Below are 17,564 nucleotides of genomic sequence, written 5' to 3' on the forward strand. Positions count from 1 at the left end.
CGGAACACCGCCGTGGCCGTACAGTCGATAGCCGGTGCGACGGAGTGCGCCCCGCAGGAACACGACAACCCGCTTGAACACGACGACAGGAGACGACGTGGGGACCGTAACGATCGGTGTGTCGATCGCGGTCCCGGAGCCCCACGGCAGCCAGCTCCAGCAGCTGCGCGCGGGCTTCGGCGACGCCGCGGCTCACGGCATCCCCACGCATGTCACCCTGCTGCCGCCGACCGAGGTCGACGGCAGCAGGGTGCCGGCGATCGAGACGCATCTCACCGAGGTCGCGGCGGCAGGCCGGCCCTTCCCGATGCGGCTGTCCGGCACGGGTACGTTCCGGCCGCTGTCGCCCGTCGTGTTCGTGCGGATCGCCGAGGGAGCCGAAGCCTGCACCTGGCTGCAGAAGCAGGTCCGGGACGCCTCGGGGCCGGTGGCGCGCGAGCTGAACTTCCCGTACCACCCGCACGTCACCGTGGCGCACGGCATCGCCGAGGAGGCGATGGACCGGGCGTTCGAGGAGCTCGCCGGGTACGAGGCGCAGTGGCCCTGCACCGGGTTCGCGCTCTACGAGCAGGGCTCCGACGGGGTCTGGCGCAAGCTGCGGGAGTTCGCGTTCGGCGGGTCCGTCGTGCCGCCGCAGGCGGGGGCGCCGGTGGGCGACACGGTGACGCTGCCGCTCGGAGGACCGGGCGCCTCCTAGCTCGGGAGTCAGGGTTCCTGGCGGCTGCGGGCGGGTGGGGGGTCGCTCGCTCCGTTCCCCGCGCCCCCGGCGGGGCGCTCCCGATCCGGAGCTCCGAAAGCCCCAGCTCTACCGACTACGGCTCTACGGTTACTCAGCTCTACGGCTCTACGGCTCTACGGCTACAGCGGCAGGCGGCGGAAGACCGCCCGCGGTACGTGCCTCAGGGCCGTCATCACCAAGCGCAGCGAACCCGGGACCCAGACCGTTTCCGAGCGTCGGCGCAGGCCCAGTTCGATGGCCGCGGCGACCGCTTCCGGGGTCGTCGCGAGAGGGGAATCCGGGCGGCCCGCCGTCATGCTCGTACGGACGAAGCCGGGGCGCACGAGCATGACGTGGGCGCCGGTGCCGTGCAGGGCGTCGCCGAGGCCCTGGGTGAAGGTGTCCAGGCCGGCCTTGCTGGAGCCGTAGATGAAGTTGGAGCGGCGGGCGCGCTCGGCGGCGACGGACGACAGGACGACCAGGGAGCCGTGGCCCTGCGCCTGGAGCGCCCGCCCGCACACCAGCGCGGACGACACGGCACCCGTGTAGTTGGTCTGGGCGACACGCGCGGCCGCCACCGGGTCGCGCTCGTCGTTGGCCTGGTCACCGAGTACGCCGAAGGCGAGGAGGACCATGTCGATGTCGCCCTCGGCGAAGACCTTGCCGAGGACCGCCTCGTGGGACTCGGGGTCGAGTGCGTCGAAGGTGACGGTGTGCGTCTGCGCGCCGAGGCCGCGCAGGTGGGCGGCCGCGTTCTCCAGGTCCTGGGAGGGGCGTCCCGCCAGCCACACCGTGCGGGTGCGGCGGGCGATCAGCCGGCGGGCCGTGGCGAGCGCGATGTCCGACGTGCCGCCGAGGATCAGCAGGGACTGGGGGGTGCCGAAGGCGTCCTTCATGACAGCTCCTGGGTGTGTGGGGGACAGGGGGTTCCATGGCGTCCTGGGCGCTCACAGGCCCAGGCGGCGGGCCAGGTCCGAGACGAAGACGCCGCCCGGGTCCAACTCCCGCCGCAGGGCGCGGAACTCGGGCAGCCGGGGGTACATGGCGGCCAGCAGTTCGGGACGCATGCGGGCGTCCTTGGCCAGGTAGACGCGGCCGCCGGCGGCCGCGACCTCCTCGTCGAGCGTGTCCAGGAAGGTGCCGAGGCCGGGCAGGCCCGCCGGGATGTCCAGGGCGAGGGTCCAGCCGGGCATCGGGAAGGACAGCCAGCCGGGGTCACCCTCGCCGAACCGCTTCAGCACGGCGAGGAAGGAGGAGCAGCGGCGCGCGGAGATCCGGCGCACGATCCGGCGCAGGGCCTCCTCGCGGCCGTGTCCGACGACGAACTGGTACTGCACGAAGCCGGACCTGCCGTAGATCCGGTTCCAGTGCGGGACCCCGTCGAGGGGGTGGAAGAAGGTGGAGATGCGCTGGAGTTCGCCGGTGCGGGAGTGCGGGGCCCTGCGGTACCAGAGTTCGTTGAACAGGCTCACGGCCGTACGGCCGAGGAGTCCTTCCGGAACGTGGGCGGGGGCCGCCGGCAGTCGGCGGGGCCGGAATTCCAGCGGACCGGCGGTGGACGCGTCCCGGCGGAGGGCGCCCCTGCCGGAGAGAAGCCCGGTACGCGCGCGCGGGGACGACAGCAGCCCCGCACGCGCGCGCGTGGACGGCCGGTTCGGCCGCTCCAGCGCTTCCAGGGGCGCGTGGTCGCCGCGGGTGAGGACCGCGCGCCCCGTCGACGCGCCCCTGGCGAGCAGGTCGATCCAGGCGACGGAGTAGCGGTGGTGGCGGTCGCCGGCCGTCAGGCGGGAGAGGAGGTCGTCGAGGTCGCCGGCGCGTTCGGTGTCGACGGACATCCAGGACGTCTCGACGGGCAGGAGCCGTACGGTCGCGGTGAGGATGACGCCGGTCAGGCCCATGCCGCCGGCCGTGGCGTCGAAGAGGGGGGTGCCGGGGACGGCCGTGCGGATCTCACCGTCCGCCGTCAGCAGTTCGAGGGACAGGACATGCCGGGCGAACGACCCCGAGACGTGGTGGTTCTTGCCGTGGATGTCGGCCGCGACGGCGCCGCCCACGGTCACCTGGCGGGTCCCGGGGGTCACCGGCACGAACCAGCCCAGGGGGAGAAGCACCTCCATCAGCCGGTGCAGCGAGACGCCCGCGTCGCACAGGACCGTGCCGCCGTCCGCGTCGACGGCGCGGACCCGGTCGAGTCCGGTCATGTCGAGGACGGTCCCGCCCGCGTTCTGCGCCGCGTCCCCGTACGCCCGGCCCAGCCCTCGGGCGATCCCCCCGCGCGCCCCGCACGCCCGTACGGCGGCCGCGGCCTCGTCGTACGTCCGCGGGCGGACCAGACGGGCGGCGGTCGGGGCGGTGCGGCCCCAGCCCGTGACGGGCTCGGTGCGGCCGGGGCCGGGGGCCGGGGGAGCCGGAGGGGTTGCGGCGGCGTCGGCTGGCATGCCCGCGACCGTATCGCCGTGGACGCGGAGGAACCGGGCGCGTCGGCCCGGCCGCTCTGCCGCCTCACCGAAATGGGTGATTAATGGGATGTCGTTCTAGATTGCCGCAGCTCCGGGACTGCCACCTAGAAGAGTGGCATCACATGGATGAAGTTGACGTCGTCGACGGCGTGCGCGGCCTGGACCGGCGGTTGCTCTCCGGGCTGCACGCCCGGGGCGCGGACCCGCGCGTCGCGGCCGTTGCGCGCGGACTGTCCCAGGCCGGTGAACACGGACTGCTCTGGCTCGCGGGCGGGCTGGCGGGCGCCGCCGTCGACCGGGAGCGGCGCGGTGTGTGGCTGCGCGGCACGGCACTGACCGCCGGGGCGCACCTGGCCAGCATGGGGGTCAAGAGAGTCGTACGGCGGCCGCGCCCCGCGCGGGTCCGGCCCCTGGTGCGCACGGCCGGACAGCACTCCTTCCCCAGCTCGCACGCCAGTTCGGCGGCGGCGGCGGTCGCCGTCGTCGCCCACGGGGCCCCCGGGGCCCGCCTCGTGCTGGCCGCCACGGCCCCGCTCGCCGCCGCGATGTGCCTCTCCCGGCTGGTGGCCGGTGTGCACTACCCGTCGGACGTGGCGGCGGGCGTGGCCCTCGGGGTGCTCACCGCACGGCTGGGCGCACGCTGGGTGGTGAACGGCCGTGGCTGAGCGCACCGTTCTCCTGGACCGGCGGACCACGCCGGGGCAGGCGCCCCCGAGGGCAGGTCTCGCCCTCGGGCTCCTGCGCACGGCCCGCCCCCGCCAATGGATCAAGAACATCCTGGTCGTCGCGGCGCCCGCGGCCGCCGGGGAACTGCTCACCCCACGTGCGCTCACCCGGCTCCCGCTCGTCTTCGTCCTCTTCACGGCCTGCGCCGCCGCCGTGTACCTGGTGAACGACGCCCGGGACGTCGAGGCCGACCGCGCGCACCCGGTCAAGCGCCACCGCCCGGTCGCCGCCGGGCAGGTGCCCGTACCGCTCGCGTACGGCGTCGGCGGCGCCCTGGCCGTCCTCGCGCCCCTGGCCGCCGCATGGCTCTGCTCGCCGTACACCTGCGCGCTGCTGGCCGCGTACCTCGTCCTCCAACTCGCCTACTGCCTCAGCCTCAAGCACGTCCTGGTCGTCGATCTGGCGGTCGTCACGACCGGGTTCCTGATGCGGGCGATGGCCGGCGGGCCGGCGCTGGACATCCCGCTGTCGCGCTGGTTCCTGATCACCACCGGGTTCGGCGCGCTGTTCATGGTCGCGGCCAAGCGCTACTCGGAGGCCGTGCAGATGGCCGACCGGCCCGGCGCCACCCGGGCGCTGCTCACCGAGTACACGACCGGATACCTGCGGTTCGTCTGGCAGTTGGCAGCCGGGGTCGCCGTGCTCGGCTACTGCCTGTGGGCCATGGAGGAGGGCGGCGTCCCGTCCGCCGGAGTCCTGCCCTGGCGTCAGCTGTCCATGGTCGCCTTCGTCCTGGCCGTCCTGCGCTACGCCGTCTTCGCCGACCGGGGCACGGCGGGCGAGCCCGAGGACGTCGTCCTGCACGACCGCGCCCTCACCCTCATCGCGGCGGTCTGGCTCACGATGTACGGGCTGGCGGTGGCGGACTGGTGACGTCGGCCGCCCCCGCGACCGCGCCGGGTGGTGAGGGCCGGAGCGGCTGAGCGGGCCGGTACGGGGGTACCCGGCATCGGTCGGCGACGAGTGGGGCAGAGTTCGGATCATGGACTGGCTGAAAAAGCTTCCCGGGGTCGGCCCCCTGGCGGAGCGTCTGATGACCACGCACGCGTGGCGGTCGTACGAGCGGCTGGACCGGGTGAAGTGGACCCGGCTGGCCGCGGCGATGACCTTCATCAGCTTCCTGGCCCTGTTCCCGCTGCTGACCGTGGTCGCCGCCATCGCCGCCGCGACCCTCGGCAAGGACAGGCAGCAGGACCTGGAGGACCGGCTCGCCGAGCAGGTGCCCGGCATCTCCGACCAGCTCGACATCGCCGGCCTCGTCGAGAACGCCGGCACGGTCGGGGTCATCGCCGGCGCGCTGCTGCTGTTCACCGGCATCGGCTGGGTCGGCGAGATGCGCGGCTGTCTGCGCGCGGTCTGGGAGAAGCCGGACCCCGACGAGAACCCCGTCCTCGCCAAGACCAAGGACACGGGGGTCCTGGTCGGTCTCGGCGGCGCGGTCCTCGTCTCCCTGGCCGCCTCCACCGCCGCGTCCTGGGCCGTCGGGCGATTCGCCGACCAGCTCGGCATCGACCGCGACGGCTGGGGCGGCATCCTCCTGCGCGTCGCCGCGTTCGCCGTCGCCGTCCTCGCCGACTTCCTGCTCCTCCTCTACGTCCTCACCCTGCTCCCCGGCGTCCACCCGCCCCGCCGCCGTCTCGTCGTGGCCGCCCTCATAGGAGCCGTGGGCTTCGAACTCCTGAAGCTGCTGCTCAGCGGCTATATGCAGGGCATCGCCTCGAAGAGCATGTACGGCGCCTTCGGCGTGCCCATCGCCCTGCTCCTCTGGATCAACTTCACCACCAAGCTCCTGCTGTACTGCGCGGCCTGGACGGCGGAGAACGGCAAGGAAGCACCGGTGCCGCAGGACTGAGGGGCGCGGGGGCGGTCGGCGCTCGCTCCTCTCGCCGTCACCGGAGCGGTCGCGCCCCGCGCCCCGCCCGCCCTACTTCCGTCCGCGCAGGGGCCACTTGCGATTCACCAGGAACACGGCACCGGCCAGCAGCACCAGCACACCACCCATGATCCCGAGCGCGACTCCGACGCCGCCGCCCCTGCCGGAGGCACTCGCCGCCACGGACTTGCCGCCCGCCCCGCCGGGGGCGGTCGCCGACGCCGACGCCGTGGCCCCCGGCTGGGCACTCGGCTCGGCACTCCCGCCGGAGGTCTCCGCGTTCTTCGGCGACACCAGCTCCCCCACCGGCGTCACCTTGCCCGCCGCCTTGAACCCCCAGTCGAGAAGGCTCGCGGTCTCCTTGTAGACCTGGTTGTGCTCGTTCTTCTCCGGATGCATGACGGTGACGAGGAGGGCCCGTTCGCCCCGCTGGGCGACCCCGGTGAACGTCGCACCCGCGTTCGTGGTGTTGCCGTTCTTCACACCCGCGATGCCCTGGTAGGAGTCGAGACCGCTGTCCCCGGTGAGCAGTCGGTTGGTGTTCTGGATCTCGAAGGACGACCGGCTCTTCTTGCCGTTCTTCCCCTTCTTCGTCTCGCCCGGGAACTTCGCCCGCACCGTGGAGCAGTACTTCCGGAAGTCCTCCTTGCGCAGCCCCGACATGGCGATCAGGGTCAGGTCGTACGCGGACGACACCTGCCCCTTGGCGTCGTAGCCGTCCGGGCTGACGGCGTGCGTGTCGAGGGCCTGGAGCTCCTCGGCGTGCGCGTTCATGTCCGCGACGGTCTGCTTCACACCGCCGTTCATGGCCGACAGGACATGGACCGCGTCATTGCCGGAGCGAAGGAAGACACCGAGCCAGAGATCGTTGACGGTGTACGTCTCGTTCTCCTTTATGCCGACCATGCTGGAGCCCGCGCCGACGCCCGCCAGATCGGAGGGGACGACCTTGTGCTTGTCGTTCCTGCTGAACTTCGGCAACAGGGTGTCCGCGAACAGCATCTTCAGGGTGCTCGCGGGGGCCAGCCGCCAGTGCGCGTTGTGCGCGGCCAGCACCTCGCCCGAATCGGCGTCCGCGACGATCCAGGACCGGGCGCTGATGCCCTTGGGCAGCACCGGCGCGTCGCTGCCGAGGGCAACCTGGGTGCCCGGCCTGCCCAAGAGCTCGCCGCCGACGGTCGACATGGTCGCCGGGGGAGTCGCGGACGGCGAGGTGCTCGAACTCGGTGACGGCTTCGCCGCGAAGGCCGGGGCGGCCGTCAGTGTCAGCGAGGTGAGGGAAAGGGACAGCAGGGTGGCTGAGGTGACCATCAGGGGGCGCCTGGCGGTCTTCTGGGAGGCGGGCACGATCGAGAAAGTACATGGCTCCGACCGGTAAATCCCACCGCAGCACGCCGTGGCTCGCTCTCTCCGACTCGCGCCCCCGCTCGCACCCCGGCGCGAAGAGCCTGCGGCCGGCGGCGATACTGAACGCATGAAGCTCAGCCGCCCCCTCTCCTGGTTCCTGCTCGCCTTCGGGGTGTGGAGCTGGGTCATCTGGATCACTTTCATCAAAAACCTGTGGAAGGACGGCAGCGGGCTCGCGTTCGACGACGCGGGCGATCCGACGGCGTACTTCTGGGTGCATCTGACGCTCGCCGTCGTCTCCCTTGCTCTTGGGACGGCCATCGGGGTCATCGGGTTGCGTGGAGTGCGCGCCCTTCGCCGGACCGCGTGACCGGGAGTACGACGTGATGATCATTGTTTTCGTCCTGGTCGCCCTGCTGGTGCTGAGCGCCTTCGGGGCGCTGCACTGGTACGCCTGGCGCCGCCTGGTGCGTGACACGACCCGGGGGCCGGGCCTCGCCAGACGGGTGGGCACGGTGGTGTTCGTCGTCGGACCGGTGCTGATGTTCGCGGGGTTCGCGGCCGAGCATGCCCACGCCCCCTTCTGGCTGCAGCAAACGCTGACCTGGCCGGGCTTCATGTGGCTCGCCCTCTCCCTGTACCTGCTGCTGGGCCTGCTGGCGGGGGAGCTGGTACGGCCGCTGGTGAGCCGTCTGGTGGCGCGTCGCGCCCCGGCGCCCGCGCAGCGGCCCGAGCCGTCGGAGCGCGAGCCCGAGCCCCAGCCGGTGCCGGCGGGGGCGCAGCCCGCGGAGGCCACGGAGTCCGCGCCCGCGCCCACGCACGCCACGACGACCACGGCCGTGCCGCCCACCGGCAAGACGCACACCACGGCCTCCACGCCCGCCGATCCCGGCCGCCCCGCCCCGCCCGCCGGGACGGAACCCACGGCCCCCGCCGACCCGTCCCGCCGCCTCTTCGTCTCCCGGGTCGTCGGCGGCGCCGTCGCCGCCGCGGCCGTCGGCACGGTCGGCTACGGCACGTACGGGGTCGTGCGCGGCCCCAAGCTCAAGCGGGTCACCGTGCCGCTGGCGAAACTGCCGCGCGCGGCCCACGGGTTCCGGATCGCGGTGGTCAGTGACATCCACCTCTCGCCGATGCTGGGCCGGGGCTTCGCGCAGAAGGTCGTCGACACCATCAACTCGACGCAGCCCGACCTGATCGCGGTGGTGGGCGACCTGGTCGACGGTGACGTGGCCGACCTCGGCCCGGCGGCGGCCCCCCTCGCCGGTCTGAAGGCACGGCACGGCAGCTACTTCGTCACGGGCAACCACGAGTACATCTCCGGGGCCGCACAGTGGGTCGAGGAGGTGCGCCGACTGGGCCTCACCCCGCTGGAGAACGCCCGCCGCGAGCTGCCGTATCTCGATCTCGCCGGAGTGAACGACATCGCGGGCGAGGACGAGGGCCAGGGGCCCGATTTCGCCAAGGCGCTCGGCGACCGGGACACCTCGCGGGCCGTCGTGCTCCTGGCGCACCAGCCCGTCCAGATCCACGACGCCGTCGACCACGGGGTCGACCTCCAGCTCTCCGGTCACACGCACGGAGGGCAGCTGTGGCCGATGACGTACGTCGCCCAGGCGGCCAATCCCACCCTCGCCGGCCTGGAGCGCTACGGCGACACCCAGCTCTACGTGAGCCGGGGCGCGGGCGCGTGGGGGCCGCCGGTACGGGTCGGGGCACCATCGGACATCACGGTGGTGCAATTGGCGTCGAAGCAGGCGTGACGGGGCGTCAGGAGCCTTTCCCCACCTGTCCCGAAGAGTTTCGAAAACGCATGGGCAATGCACTTACTAAGTTCTTTCTCAACTCAACAAAACCTGCCTTCCGCCAACACGGCCGACTGTGGTTAGGTGATCCGCGCCACCGCGGAACCACTGTGCGTAGTGGGCCGGGTGGGGTCCTTGGGAGGGGCGCCGATGCGGTCGGTTCGCTTGCGGATTCTCGCGTCGCTGCTGGTGCTGGCGATCGCGGCGATCGGCGGCTGGCAGTTACTGCCGGCGCAGCTGGACGAGAGCACGACGATCACCGTCGGCACGACCGACACCGTCACCTCGCTCGACCCGGCCGGCGCCTACGACGCCGGATCCTGGGCCATGTACAGCAGTGTGTTCCAGTCGCTGCTGACCTTCGCACCGGGTGGCGCCGTACCGGTTCCGGACGCCGCCCGGAGCTGCGAGTTCCTCGGCAACGCCTTCATGGTCTACCGCTGCACCCTGCGCCCCGACCTGAGGTTCCCCAGCGGTCGTGAGGTCACCGGCAAGGACGTCAAGTACTCCTTCGACCGGGTCAAGCGCATCAACGCGGAGGTCGGCCCGGCCACACTGCTCGACACCCTGCGGTCGGTCACCGCGAACGGACTGACCGTCGACTTCCGCCTCTCCTCGCCGGACGCCACCTTCCCGTTCAAGGTGGCCACCGGCGCCGGGTCCATCGTCGACAGCACGAAGTACCCGACGAACCGGCTGCGCACGGAAGCCGGCGTCGACGGCACCGGCCCCTACTCGCTGGTCTCGATCAGCGCCGAGCAGGCCCGCCTCGCGCCCAACCGCGCCTACCGGGGCGTCGCCCGGACCGCCGGCAGCCCCGTCCTCATGCGCTACTACCGGGACTCGGCCGCGCTGCAGAAGGCGTGGAAGGCGCGCCGCGTCGACGTCGTGACCCGCACGCTGCCGTCGGAGACGCTCGCCGCGCTGTCCCCCAGCGATCCCGACCAGCGGGTCACCGAGGCCGACAGCACCGAGACCCGCAACCTCGTGCTCGACGTGCGGGCGGACTCGCCCCTGCACGACCGCCGGGTACGGCAGGCGATGGCCGCGCTGATCAACCGCGAGAAGCTGGTCGCGGACGTCTACCGGGGCACCACCGACCCGCTCTACTCGCTGATCCCGGCCGGCATCACGGGCCACACCACCTCGTTCTTCGACGCCAACCCCCAGCCCGACCCGCAGCGGGCCCGCCGCCTCCTCGACGAGGCGAACGTCAGCATGCCGGTGCGCTTCACCTACGGCTACGCCGAGGGCCGGGGCTCGGGCGCCGCCGAGGCCGCCGAACTGAAGGAGCAGCTGGAGGCGAGCGGGCTGTTCTACGTGACGACCAAGGCGTACGAGTGGACCGACTTCCAGAAGCGGTACGCCGAGGGCAAGCTGGACGCGTACGGGGTGGGCTGGGTGGCCGACTATCCCGACCCCGACACCTTCGGCGGGCCGCTCGTCGGCAGCGGCAACTCGCTGAGCAACGGTTACGCCAGCGAGCGAGCCGACCGCCTCATCAAGGACAGCCAGCGCTACGCGGACCGCGGCCGGGCCGTGTCCGACTTCAAGGAGCTGCAGGAGGTCGTGGCCCAGGACGTGCCGATGATCCCGCTGTGGCAGCGCAAGGAGTACGTGCTCAGCAGCGAGGACGTCGGCGGGGCGCAGTATCTGTCGGACGGGACCGGGGTGTTCCGGCTGTGGCGGCTGGAATGGATATGACGGACGCCTCGTGACAGGTGACGTGAACTCGTGGGCCGGGGGTGTGCGGGAGTGACACGGCGCACCCGCGCCGCGCATCTTCTGTGTCGGGGGCGGGTTCGGGGTGAGGAGCGAACGTGCTGAGACGCGACTCCTTCCGGCTGCCCCGCCATCCGGCGTCCCTGGGCCTCGTCCGGCGACGGGTGCGAGAACACCTGGTCGACTGGGGGCACGGGGAGGGTTCCCCGGCCCTGGACGACATCGTGCTCGTCGTCTCCGAGCTCGCCAGCAACGTCGTACGCCATGGCCCCCTGCTGGAGCGGGAGTTCGAGGTCGCCGTGACCGCGCTGGCGGACGGGACCTGCTTCATCGAGGTGTCCGACGAGGGGACGGCCGTGCCCCGGCTCAAGGAGGTCGGGGAGTGGGAGGAGACGGGGCGGGGGCTGAGGCTGGTGGATCACCTCGCGGCGGCGTGGGGGGTGTGGAGCCGGGGGCGGCACGGGAAGACGGTCTGGGCCTTGGTGGGTTGACCGCACCCTTCCCGCGTTCCCCCGAGGACACGACGGAGTGACCGTCGCTTTTCAGCCATCGCCGGACGCCCGTCCGCGTTGCCGGTTTGCCCGTCGGGCGTCGCCGGTCGTCGGCCGCGCGTTGCTGAACGACGGTGGCTGATCACCAGTGGCCGGTGGCGGGTGGTGGTGGCCGGTGGTGGGTGGCTGATCGTCCTGCGATCCCGGACCGCGGCCTCCTCCTCCGTCAGGCCGTGATCAGTCCTGCCGGTCCGCCGCTCCGGGACCCGGCGGAACCTTCGTCATGCCGGGCAGGAAGTCCGTGAACAGCTCGTGGACCTCGCGGACCAGAGGGCGCAGAGCGCGGAACCGGGCGAGGGAGACCCCCCGGGTCGTCAGCCGGGCGCCGCGCTCGGCGAGCCGGTAGCTGCGGGCGCGCCCCTCGCTCCGGTCGAAGACCCAGTACAGGACGAGTCCCATGAGCGAGAGCCACATCAACTCGGGCAGAATCCCACGGAGTTCGTCCGGGACCTTGGCCCTGGACCCGGCGAGCACCTCGCGGTGGATGGCGATGGACTCCTCGCGCGGCCCCTCCGACTCGGGGGAGAAGGGGCTCAGCGGGCTCTGCGGATCGGCCGCGTTCTTGAAGAACTGCGCCGCGAACTCGTGGTACGGCTCCGCCACGTCCAGCCACGCCTTCAGCACCCCGGCGATCCGCGCCTCCAGATCCTTCTCCCGCTCCAGCACGGGCCGCACCGCCACCAGGTGCTCGGCGCCGATCCGGTCGTAGAACCCCTGGATCAGGTGCTCCTTGCCGGCGAAGTAGTAGTAGGCGTTCCCGACGGAGACCCCCGCCTCCTTCGCGATGGCCCGCATCGTCGTCTTGTCGTACCCGCGCTCCTGGAACAGCCGTAGCGCGGTCTCCAGGATCAGCGCGCGGGTCTGCTCGGACTTGGCGGAGCCCTTGGGGCCGGTTTGTTCCGTACCGTCCCCGGGGCCGCCGGGCCCCGCGGCGAGCTTGTCGTCAATGGGCTCTGGGCTGGGACTGTCGTTCGCTGCGGGCACAGGCAGAGCCTAACGAGTCGGGCAGGTACCGGTGTCACAGTCACCGGGAGGCCGGTACACCCACCCGTACCTCCGGTCGTACGCCCATCCCGTCAGCTCGGCCCCGCCGCTCCCGCAGCCCGAGCCGGGCTGCCGGTGGGCGCCCCGCCACTTCGCGGCGGTGAGGACGGCGGTGCGCGCGAGCCGGGCGCCCGTCGGGGTGCTCAGCCGGTGTGCGAGCGGCCGGTGCTCGCGCAGCGCCCACAGACACACGATCCAGGCCGCGGACCCCCGGTACACCTGCCCGCCGTCCCCCACGATCGTGATCTCCTCCAGCGTCTCCCCGTGATCGAGCGCCGGGAACAGCCGCCGCGCCTCCTGCGAACCCGCCGCCACGAACGTCAGCGGAACCAACTGCCGCTGCCTGCCCAGCCACTCCCGCAGGAAGGCGCACAGCCCGCACCCGGCGTCGTACAGCACGGTGAGCCCGTGGACCGGGACGCCCTCGGCGCCCCGGTCCACGGCGGCCGGCCCGGCCGCGGCGCTCACGCGTGCCCCGTCGGAGCGCCTGTCGGAGCGCCTGTCGGAGCCACCCAGCCCTGCGGTGGGACCGGCGGCAGCTGCTCCCGTTCCATGACGCCCCGCCGCCGGAACTTGTTCAGCACGAACACGTTCCCCAGGTGCAGCGCCCCGAGCACGAGCAGCACCACGCCGAGCTTCGCCGACACCTCCTCGAACACCTCGCGCGGAGTGGTGATGGCGCCGTCGGCGTTCAGGTACAGCGCCACGAAGCCCAGGTTCACGAGATAGAACCCGACCACCAGCAGATGGTTCACCGCGTCCGCGAGCGTCTCGTTCCCTCGCAGTACGTCCGAGAGGAAGATCCGCCCGTTCCTGCTCAACGTCCGCGCGACCCATACCGTCAGCCCCACGCTGACCAGCGAATAGACGACATACGCGACGACCGTGAGATCCATGTCCCCACCCCTCAGCAACATTCTTGAACGCGTTCAAAGCGTCCTGGGAGAGACTGTAGACCTCTTTTTGAACACGTTCAAGCGGTCATGGAGTGCGGGCCGGTCATGCGGTGCGGGCCGGTCATGGGGTGCGGGCCAGCTCCGGCCGTTTGCTGTAGTCCGTGAGCCCGATGACGTTCCCCCAGGGATCCGCGAACTCGACGGTCCATCCGGTGGCGACGGAGAACGGGGCGTCGAGCGGCGGCACGCCCGCCGCCGCGAGGGCCCGTGCGGCGGCCCGTGCGTCGGGCACCTCCAGCCACACTCGCGCGGAGGCCCACACGGGCGGCCGCTGCGGCAGCTCCTCCTCCACCCGCAGCAGCAGCCCGGGCGTCTCCTTGCCCACCTTCAGCCCCGCGACCCCGGCCTCGTCCAGCCGGAAGCCCACGTCGAAGCCGGCTCGCTCGTAGAAGGAGACGGCCTGGCCGAGGTCGCCGACGGGGAGGAGGACGTTGTCGAAACCGAGCAGGTCGTACGACTCGTGCGACTCGTGTGACAGATGTGACGCATGTGACTCTTTGTCTGACATGTCGTCAGATTAGAGCGTCGGCCGGGACGACGGCGGGAGCGACAGCACGCGCCTGCGCGGTCGGGGGACGGTGGCCTGGGTATGGCGATGGGGGCCGACCGCGGCTTCCCGCGACCGGCCCCCGTCCCACGCTCGCTCCGGTCAGCCGATGGCGATCCGGGTCTTCCAGTAGCTCGCGGGCGCGATGATCTCCGTACCCGAGCCCGACAGGACCGTCTTGCCGCCGGCGTAGAAGCGGACCGAGCCGTCGGAACGCACGGTCCAGATGTCGGGGATGCCGTCCCCGTTGGCATCCGGCGTTCCGATGAGCAGCGGGATGTTCGCCTCGGACCAGCCGGCGGAGCCGTACTCGAGATCGGTGCCGCCGGAGGAGTCGGCGCCGGACGACAGGGAGTCCAGGTCGGTGCCGCCGCCGCTCGCCGCCTTGCCCTTGCGGAGCATGAGCTGGGAGTGGACGTCCGCGCGGTACACCAGGTCCGTCACGCCGTCCCCGGTGATGTCCAGGACGGTCACGATGTCGCGCTCGGTCCAGGCGGAGGCCGACAGCCGGGTCGCCTGGTCGATGGTGGCCCCGTGGTAACCGGTGAGAGCCCAGAGTTCGTCGCCCGCGGTGGCGAAGAAGTCGGTACGGCCGTCGCCGGTGGCGTCGCCCGTGGAGACGATCTGCGTCAGCGAGGCAGGGCTGGGAGCCCCCTCGGGAAGCAGGATCTCCACGCGCTTGTCGATGTTGACGGCGCCGTAGCCGTCGCCGGGATACACCCACAGCCTGCCGCCGACGCGCACCACCAGGTCCTGGAGGCCGTCACCGCCGTAGATGTCCCCGTTGTGGGTGATCAGAGCGCCCTTGAAGTGCCCGGAGGGCGCGCCGGCGTACGGAGGCAGGTCGTCGCCGTTCGGATCCTTGTCGGGGTTGGCCCGGTAGGCGCCGGCCATCGAGTAGTCCAGGTCACCGGAGCCCTTGGCGAGGTCGTTGGTGGCCTGGGAGGGGTAGAGGGACAGGTTGCCGGCTTCGGTGACGGTCATCAGGTCCGGGAGCTTGTCCCCGGTGAAGTCGCCGGGTGAGTCGGCCTGGTCGCGCGGGGAGACGTAGAAGAAGTACTTCGTCGGCTGTGACACGTTGCCGGCGCCGTCCACGGTCCGCACGTACAGCACGTTGGGCCCGGCGGTGGGCGGCTTGGCATTGGTCAGCGTGGCGCTGACGGAGGTCGAGGTGCCGGCCTTCCGGTCCAGATGGAAGGGGTAGCTGGGCGAGTTGAAGCCGTACTCGTACCGCACGACGTCCGTGTTGAGGGCGCGCACGGTGAAGGTGCCCGCCGTGCCGAACTTCTTCGTGCTCCACTTCGAGTCGTCGGCGCCGCTGCCGAAACCGTTCTCGTCGGTGTCGGCGTTGGGGAAGTCGGTGGAACCGACCTTGGGCAGCTTCGGTGCGGTGGTGTCGAGGACAAAGCGGCACGGCGTCTTGGCCGGGGAGAACCGTGAGAACGATCCCGCGTCGTCCCGGGCCCGCACCCGCCAGGAGTAGAGGGTGCCGTTGGTCAGTTTGCTGGTGGGGAACTCGTCGGTCGTCTCCAGCGCGGTGCCCTTGTCGTCGTCGCGCGCGTTCACTTTGCCGGTCTTGCCGAGAAGGTCGCCCGTCTTCGCCCATTTGCCGTGCGGCCACAGGTCGAAGTCGAAGTAGTCGAGATTCTTGTCCCTGTCGGAGGCCTTGGCGGTGAAGGTCAGACTTCCCGATCCCATCCGGACGTACGGCTGAGTGGTGGTGCATTTGGCGTCGGGGCCGAGGTCGAGGGAGGTGGGAGCGGCGGGCTTGCGGTTGTAGACGAGTTCGAGCACGGGCGGGTTCTCCCCGTTGGCCTGGAATTTCTTCCACGCGTACTGCGAGTGCTCGTCGCGGGCGCGCATCCCGAACGTGATGGTGTCCCGGCCGTCGTCGGCCTTCTTCTGGGCGGCCGTACGCACGTTGAAGCCTTCCCAGGCGTCCCGGCAACCGGACTTGTAGCCGTGCGCGAAGCTCTTGGTGGTGATCTTGTTGCCGTCGTGCAGCCTGGGCGCGTTCCTCCAGTTGGTCCGTCCGTTGACCTTGCCGGTGAGATGCACGCTCATCGAGCGGGCGCTGCACGACCAGGAGTACGTCTCCAGCATGTACAGCTTCGCCGACACGATCTTCGTGCCCTTGAGGTCCTTGTCGAAGTCGATGTTGAAGTACGAGCGCGAGGTGCCCCAGGTGTCCGACTCGAAGCCGACCCGGGCCTCGTGCGTACCACCCTTGTTGAAGCCCTTGCCGTTGTAGAACGTGGCGTTGGGGTGCCGGCTGTACGCGGTGGTCCAGTTCTGGACGTGCTTCTTGACCGACGGGTCGACGAAGACCGGGTACGTGGTGGCCGGGTCGCGGAGGAAGTCCTGGTCGGGAGTGAGGAGCCAGTTCCCTCCGGACAGGTCGGTCTCGACCAGCTCGCCGCGGGAGTCGGGGGAGGGGCCGTCGAGACCGGGCAGGCTGAGGGTGGCCGCCGAGCCGGACTGCGAGGGCTCGGGCGTCGGCTCGGCCGGTGCGGAGGGAGGCGGTGAGTCCGACGGAGTGGGCGCGGGGTCGTCGGTGCCCACTGGGAGCTCCTCGGGGTCCGGGTCGACCTGCTCGTCCGTCTCGACGAGTTCTTCCTCGGTGGCGCTCGCGTCGTCGCCCGGTGTCGGGGTCGACGAGTCGTCGGCGTCGGGGCTCTCCGGGTCGGTGGGCTGCGCGGAGGCGCCGACCGAACCGTCGGTGACCGCCGGGGCGCCGCTGCTGTCCCACATCAGCGGCGTCGGCGACAGCGCGACCTCTTCACCGTCCGCGTCCTCGGCGGCGAGGACGCCGGTGATCGGGTTCAGCCGGAACGACAGGTCCGCCGAGGTGATGCCGTAGGTGAGCTGCTGGGCGCGCGGGTCCGCCGCGGCCTGCCTGTTCTTCAGGACCAGCAACTGCGCGAAGCCGTCGTCGTCGGCCGTCAGCACCAGATCGGCACCCGGGAAGATCTCCGGGTACAGGGCGCGCGAGCCGTCGACGATCGGTGCGGGTACCGCGCCGGGCCAGGTGAGGTGGATGTCGTGGCCGTCGACGGTGAGGGTGACGAGGGTGCTTGCGTCGGCGGCGGTGACTGTCGTGAGGCCCTTGAGCAGGGAGACCCGGTGCGCGGTGGATCGGGAGGCACGCTCCTCGCCGTCACGTGTCGCCTCGGAGCCGGCCGAGAACACCATCCTGGTGTTGGTGGCCTTCGGCTCCCAGCCGTTCCCCGTGCGGCGGAGGTCGTAGTCGATGTCCTTCCACTCGCCGCCCACCTTGGCCCGGACCGGGGAGGAGTAGAGCTTCTTGGCCATCCTGCCGTCGGGCCGCGCCCAGGTGGTGGACCGTGCCGTTCGCAGCGCCGTGACCTCGACGGGCTTCCCGGTCTTCGCGGCCCGCGCGAGCGCGGCGGCGTCCGTGACCGGCTTCGCCCTGCGGTCGCCACCCGACCTGCCGTGCGGACCCGGCTGGTCCAGGCCGAGGCCGATGAAAGTGATGCCGGTGGCAGCGAGCGCCGCGGTGAGTACGACGGCGGTGGTCCGTCCGCCGGGCACGCGGCGCCCGTTGCGCTCCTTGCGCGTCATCGGGCGAATTCCCCTTCCCCCTGTGGAACCGGCGCGGGACAGGGCTCGGCCGGGCCAGCCGATGATGGCTCACGAGAGCGCTGTCGTCACCCATCGCAAAGGGAGGGCGTCGAATGAGTCGAGTAACAGCGGGAACCGTAAAGAGTGTTGGGCGTGATCGTCGGCAACTGCTGCGGTGACGGCCCCTCTTGGGGCAAAGTGCTGCAGAACGGCAGCTAACCGCCTTGATTTCAT

General features: G+C 71.5%; 16 protein-coding genes. 8 read left to right on the forward strand and 8 right to left on the reverse strand.

What is annotated here, in order from left to right:
- Positions 1–97 precede the first annotated feature (97 nt).
- The gene (locus ACFU5F_RS15100; protein ID WP_383886945.1) at positions 98–697 is read left to right on the forward strand and encodes a 2'-5' RNA ligase family protein; all 600 of its coding nucleotides are present in this window, start codon (positions 98–100) and stop codon (positions 695–697) included.
- A gap of 161 nt (positions 698–858) precedes the next feature.
- On the opposite strand, the gene ACFU5F_RS15105 is transcribed toward ACFU5F_RS15100, so the two are convergent.
- Positions 859–1,614 (reverse strand): decaprenylphospho-beta-D-erythro-pentofuranosid-2-ulose 2-reductase, encoded by a 756-nt coding sequence (locus ACFU5F_RS15105; protein ID WP_383886946.1) that lies wholly within the window; start codon positions 1,612–1,614, stop codon positions 859–861.
- A 51-nt stretch (positions 1,615–1,665) separates the two neighbouring features.
- Positions 1,666–3,156 (reverse strand): FAD-binding protein, encoded by a 1,491-nt coding sequence (locus tag ACFU5F_RS15110; RefSeq protein ID WP_383886948.1) that lies wholly within the window; start codon positions 3,154–3,156, stop codon positions 1,666–1,668.
- 143 nt (positions 3,157–3,299) lie between these two features.
- Between ACFU5F_RS15110 and ACFU5F_RS15115 the strand changes: the two genes are divergently transcribed.
- The 3 genes from ACFU5F_RS15115 to ACFU5F_RS15125 all read left to right on the forward strand — a co-directional run bounded on the left by ACFU5F_RS15115 (position 3,300) and on the right by ACFU5F_RS15125 (position 5,755).
- Entirely contained in the window at positions 3,300–3,842 is a 543-nt protein-coding gene (locus ACFU5F_RS15115) for a phosphatase PAP2 family protein (protein WP_383886950.1), read from the forward strand.
- Positions 3,835–4,776: a decaprenyl-phosphate phosphoribosyltransferase gene (locus ACFU5F_RS15120; RefSeq protein ID WP_383886952.1), complete on the forward strand. Its 942-nt coding sequence runs from the start codon at positions 3,835–3,837 to the stop codon at positions 4,774–4,776. Before ACFU5F_RS15115 ends, ACFU5F_RS15120 begins: the two co-directional genes overlap by 8 nt.
- Before the next feature lie 109 nt (positions 4,777–4,885).
- Positions 4,886–5,755 carry a YihY/virulence factor BrkB family protein gene (locus ACFU5F_RS15125; RefSeq protein ID WP_383886954.1) on the forward strand — a complete coding sequence of 290 codons (870 nt, stop codon included), beginning with the start codon at positions 4,886–4,888 and terminating at the stop codon, positions 5,753–5,755.
- A 72-nt stretch (positions 5,756–5,827) separates the two neighbouring features.
- On the opposite strand, the gene ACFU5F_RS15130 is transcribed toward ACFU5F_RS15125, so the two are convergent.
- On the reverse strand, positions 5,828–7,123 hold the full coding sequence (locus tag ACFU5F_RS15130; RefSeq protein ID WP_383886955.1) for a D-alanyl-D-alanine carboxypeptidase family protein: 1,296 nt from the start codon (positions 7,121–7,123) through the stop codon (positions 5,828–5,830).
- A 127-nt stretch (positions 7,124–7,250) separates the two neighbouring features.
- On the opposite strand from ACFU5F_RS15130, the gene ACFU5F_RS15135 reads away from it, so the two are divergent.
- From ACFU5F_RS15135 to ACFU5F_RS15150, 4 genes are all read left to right on the forward strand, one after another.
- Positions 7,251–7,493 (forward strand): SCO4848 family membrane protein, encoded by a 243-nt coding sequence (locus ACFU5F_RS15135; RefSeq protein WP_383886957.1) that lies wholly within the window; start codon positions 7,251–7,253, stop codon positions 7,491–7,493.
- A gap of 16 nt (positions 7,494–7,509) precedes the next feature.
- On the forward strand, positions 7,510–8,886 hold the full coding sequence (locus tag ACFU5F_RS15140) for a metallophosphoesterase (RefSeq protein ID WP_383886959.1): 1,377 nt from the start codon (positions 7,510–7,512) through the stop codon (positions 8,884–8,886).
- 192 nt (positions 8,887–9,078) lie between these two features.
- Positions 9,079–10,632: an ABC transporter substrate-binding protein gene (locus ACFU5F_RS15145; protein WP_383886961.1), complete on the forward strand. Its 1,554-nt coding sequence runs from the start codon at positions 9,079–9,081 to the stop codon at positions 10,630–10,632.
- A gap of 116 nt (positions 10,633–10,748) precedes the next feature.
- On the forward strand, positions 10,749–11,141 hold the full coding sequence (locus ACFU5F_RS15150) for an ATP-binding protein (RefSeq protein ID WP_383886963.1): 393 nt from the start codon (positions 10,749–10,751) through the stop codon (positions 11,139–11,141).
- A 237-nt stretch (positions 11,142–11,378) separates the two neighbouring features.
- Here ACFU5F_RS15150 and ACFU5F_RS15155 read toward each other — a convergent pair whose 3' ends face one another.
- The 5 genes from ACFU5F_RS15155 to ACFU5F_RS15175 form a co-directional block, all read right to left on the reverse strand.
- The gene (locus ACFU5F_RS15155) at positions 11,379–12,185 is read right to left on the reverse strand and encodes a TetR family transcriptional regulator (protein ID WP_383886965.1); all 807 of its coding nucleotides are present in this window, start codon (positions 12,183–12,185) and stop codon (positions 11,379–11,381) included.
- A gap of 9 nt (positions 12,186–12,194) precedes the next feature.
- Positions 12,195–12,713, reverse strand: a complete 519-nt coding sequence (locus ACFU5F_RS15160; protein ID WP_383886966.1) for a thiol-disulfide oxidoreductase DCC family protein — start codon at positions 12,711–12,713, stop codon at positions 12,195–12,197.
- A complete protein-coding gene (locus ACFU5F_RS15165) occupies positions 12,710–13,141 on the reverse strand; it encodes a hypothetical protein (RefSeq protein WP_383886968.1) in 432 nt (143 codons plus the stop codon). Before ACFU5F_RS15165 ends, ACFU5F_RS15160 begins: the two co-directional genes overlap by 4 nt.
- A gap of 121 nt (positions 13,142–13,262) precedes the next feature.
- Complete coding sequence (locus ACFU5F_RS15170) at positions 13,263–13,709, reverse strand: VOC family protein (protein WP_383886970.1); 447 nt, start codon at positions 13,707–13,709, stop codon at positions 13,263–13,265.
- A gap of 141 nt (positions 13,710–13,850) precedes the next feature.
- Positions 13,851–17,330 carry a DNRLRE domain-containing protein gene (locus ACFU5F_RS15175; RefSeq protein WP_383886972.1) on the reverse strand — a complete coding sequence of 1,160 codons (3,480 nt, stop codon included), beginning with the start codon at positions 17,328–17,330 and terminating at the stop codon, positions 13,851–13,853.
- Positions 17,331–17,564 lie beyond the last annotated feature (234 nt).

Origin of the sequence: Streptomyces sp. NPDC057438 (assembly GCF_042802995.1) — a bacterium.
Classification (GTDB): Bacteria; Actinomycetota; Actinomycetes; order Streptomycetales; family Streptomycetaceae; genus Streptomyces.

Excerpts from the sequence above, each read along its gene's own strand:
- ACFU5F_RS15105 (WP_383886946.1), bottom strand. The coding sequence starts at position 1,614 with ATGAAGGACGCCTTCGGCACCCCCCAGTCCCTGCTGATCCTCGGCGGC.
- ACFU5F_RS15110 (WP_383886948.1), bottom strand. The coding sequence starts at position 3,156 with ATGCCAGCCGACGCCGCCGCAACCCCTCCGGCTCCCCCGGCCCCCGGC.
- ACFU5F_RS15115 (WP_383886950.1), top strand. The coding sequence starts at position 3,300 with ATGGATGAAGTTGACGTCGTCGACGGCGTGCGCGGCCTGGACCGGCGG.
- ACFU5F_RS15125 (WP_383886954.1), top strand. The coding sequence starts at position 4,886 with ATGGACTGGCTGAAAAAGCTTCCCGGGGTCGGCCCCCTGGCGGAGCGT.
- ACFU5F_RS15135 (WP_383886957.1), top strand. The coding sequence starts at position 7,251 with ATGAAGCTCAGCCGCCCCCTCTCCTGGTTCCTGCTCGCCTTCGGGGTG.
- ACFU5F_RS15140 (WP_383886959.1), top strand. The coding sequence starts at position 7,510 with ATGATCATTGTTTTCGTCCTGGTCGCCCTGCTGGTGCTGAGCGCCTTC.
- ACFU5F_RS15145 (WP_383886961.1), top strand. The coding sequence starts at position 9,079 with ATGCGGTCGGTTCGCTTGCGGATTCTCGCGTCGCTGCTGGTGCTGGCG.
- ACFU5F_RS15165 (WP_383886968.1), bottom strand. The coding sequence starts at position 13,141 with ATGGATCTCACGGTCGTCGCGTATGTCGTCTATTCGCTGGTCAGCGTG.
- ACFU5F_RS15170 (WP_383886970.1), bottom strand. The coding sequence starts at position 13,709 with ATGTCAGACAAAGAGTCACATGCGTCACATCTGTCACACGAGTCGCAC.
- ACFU5F_RS15175 (WP_383886972.1), bottom strand. The coding sequence starts at position 17,330 with ATGACGCGCAAGGAGCGCAACGGGCGCCGCGTGCCCGGCGGACGGACC.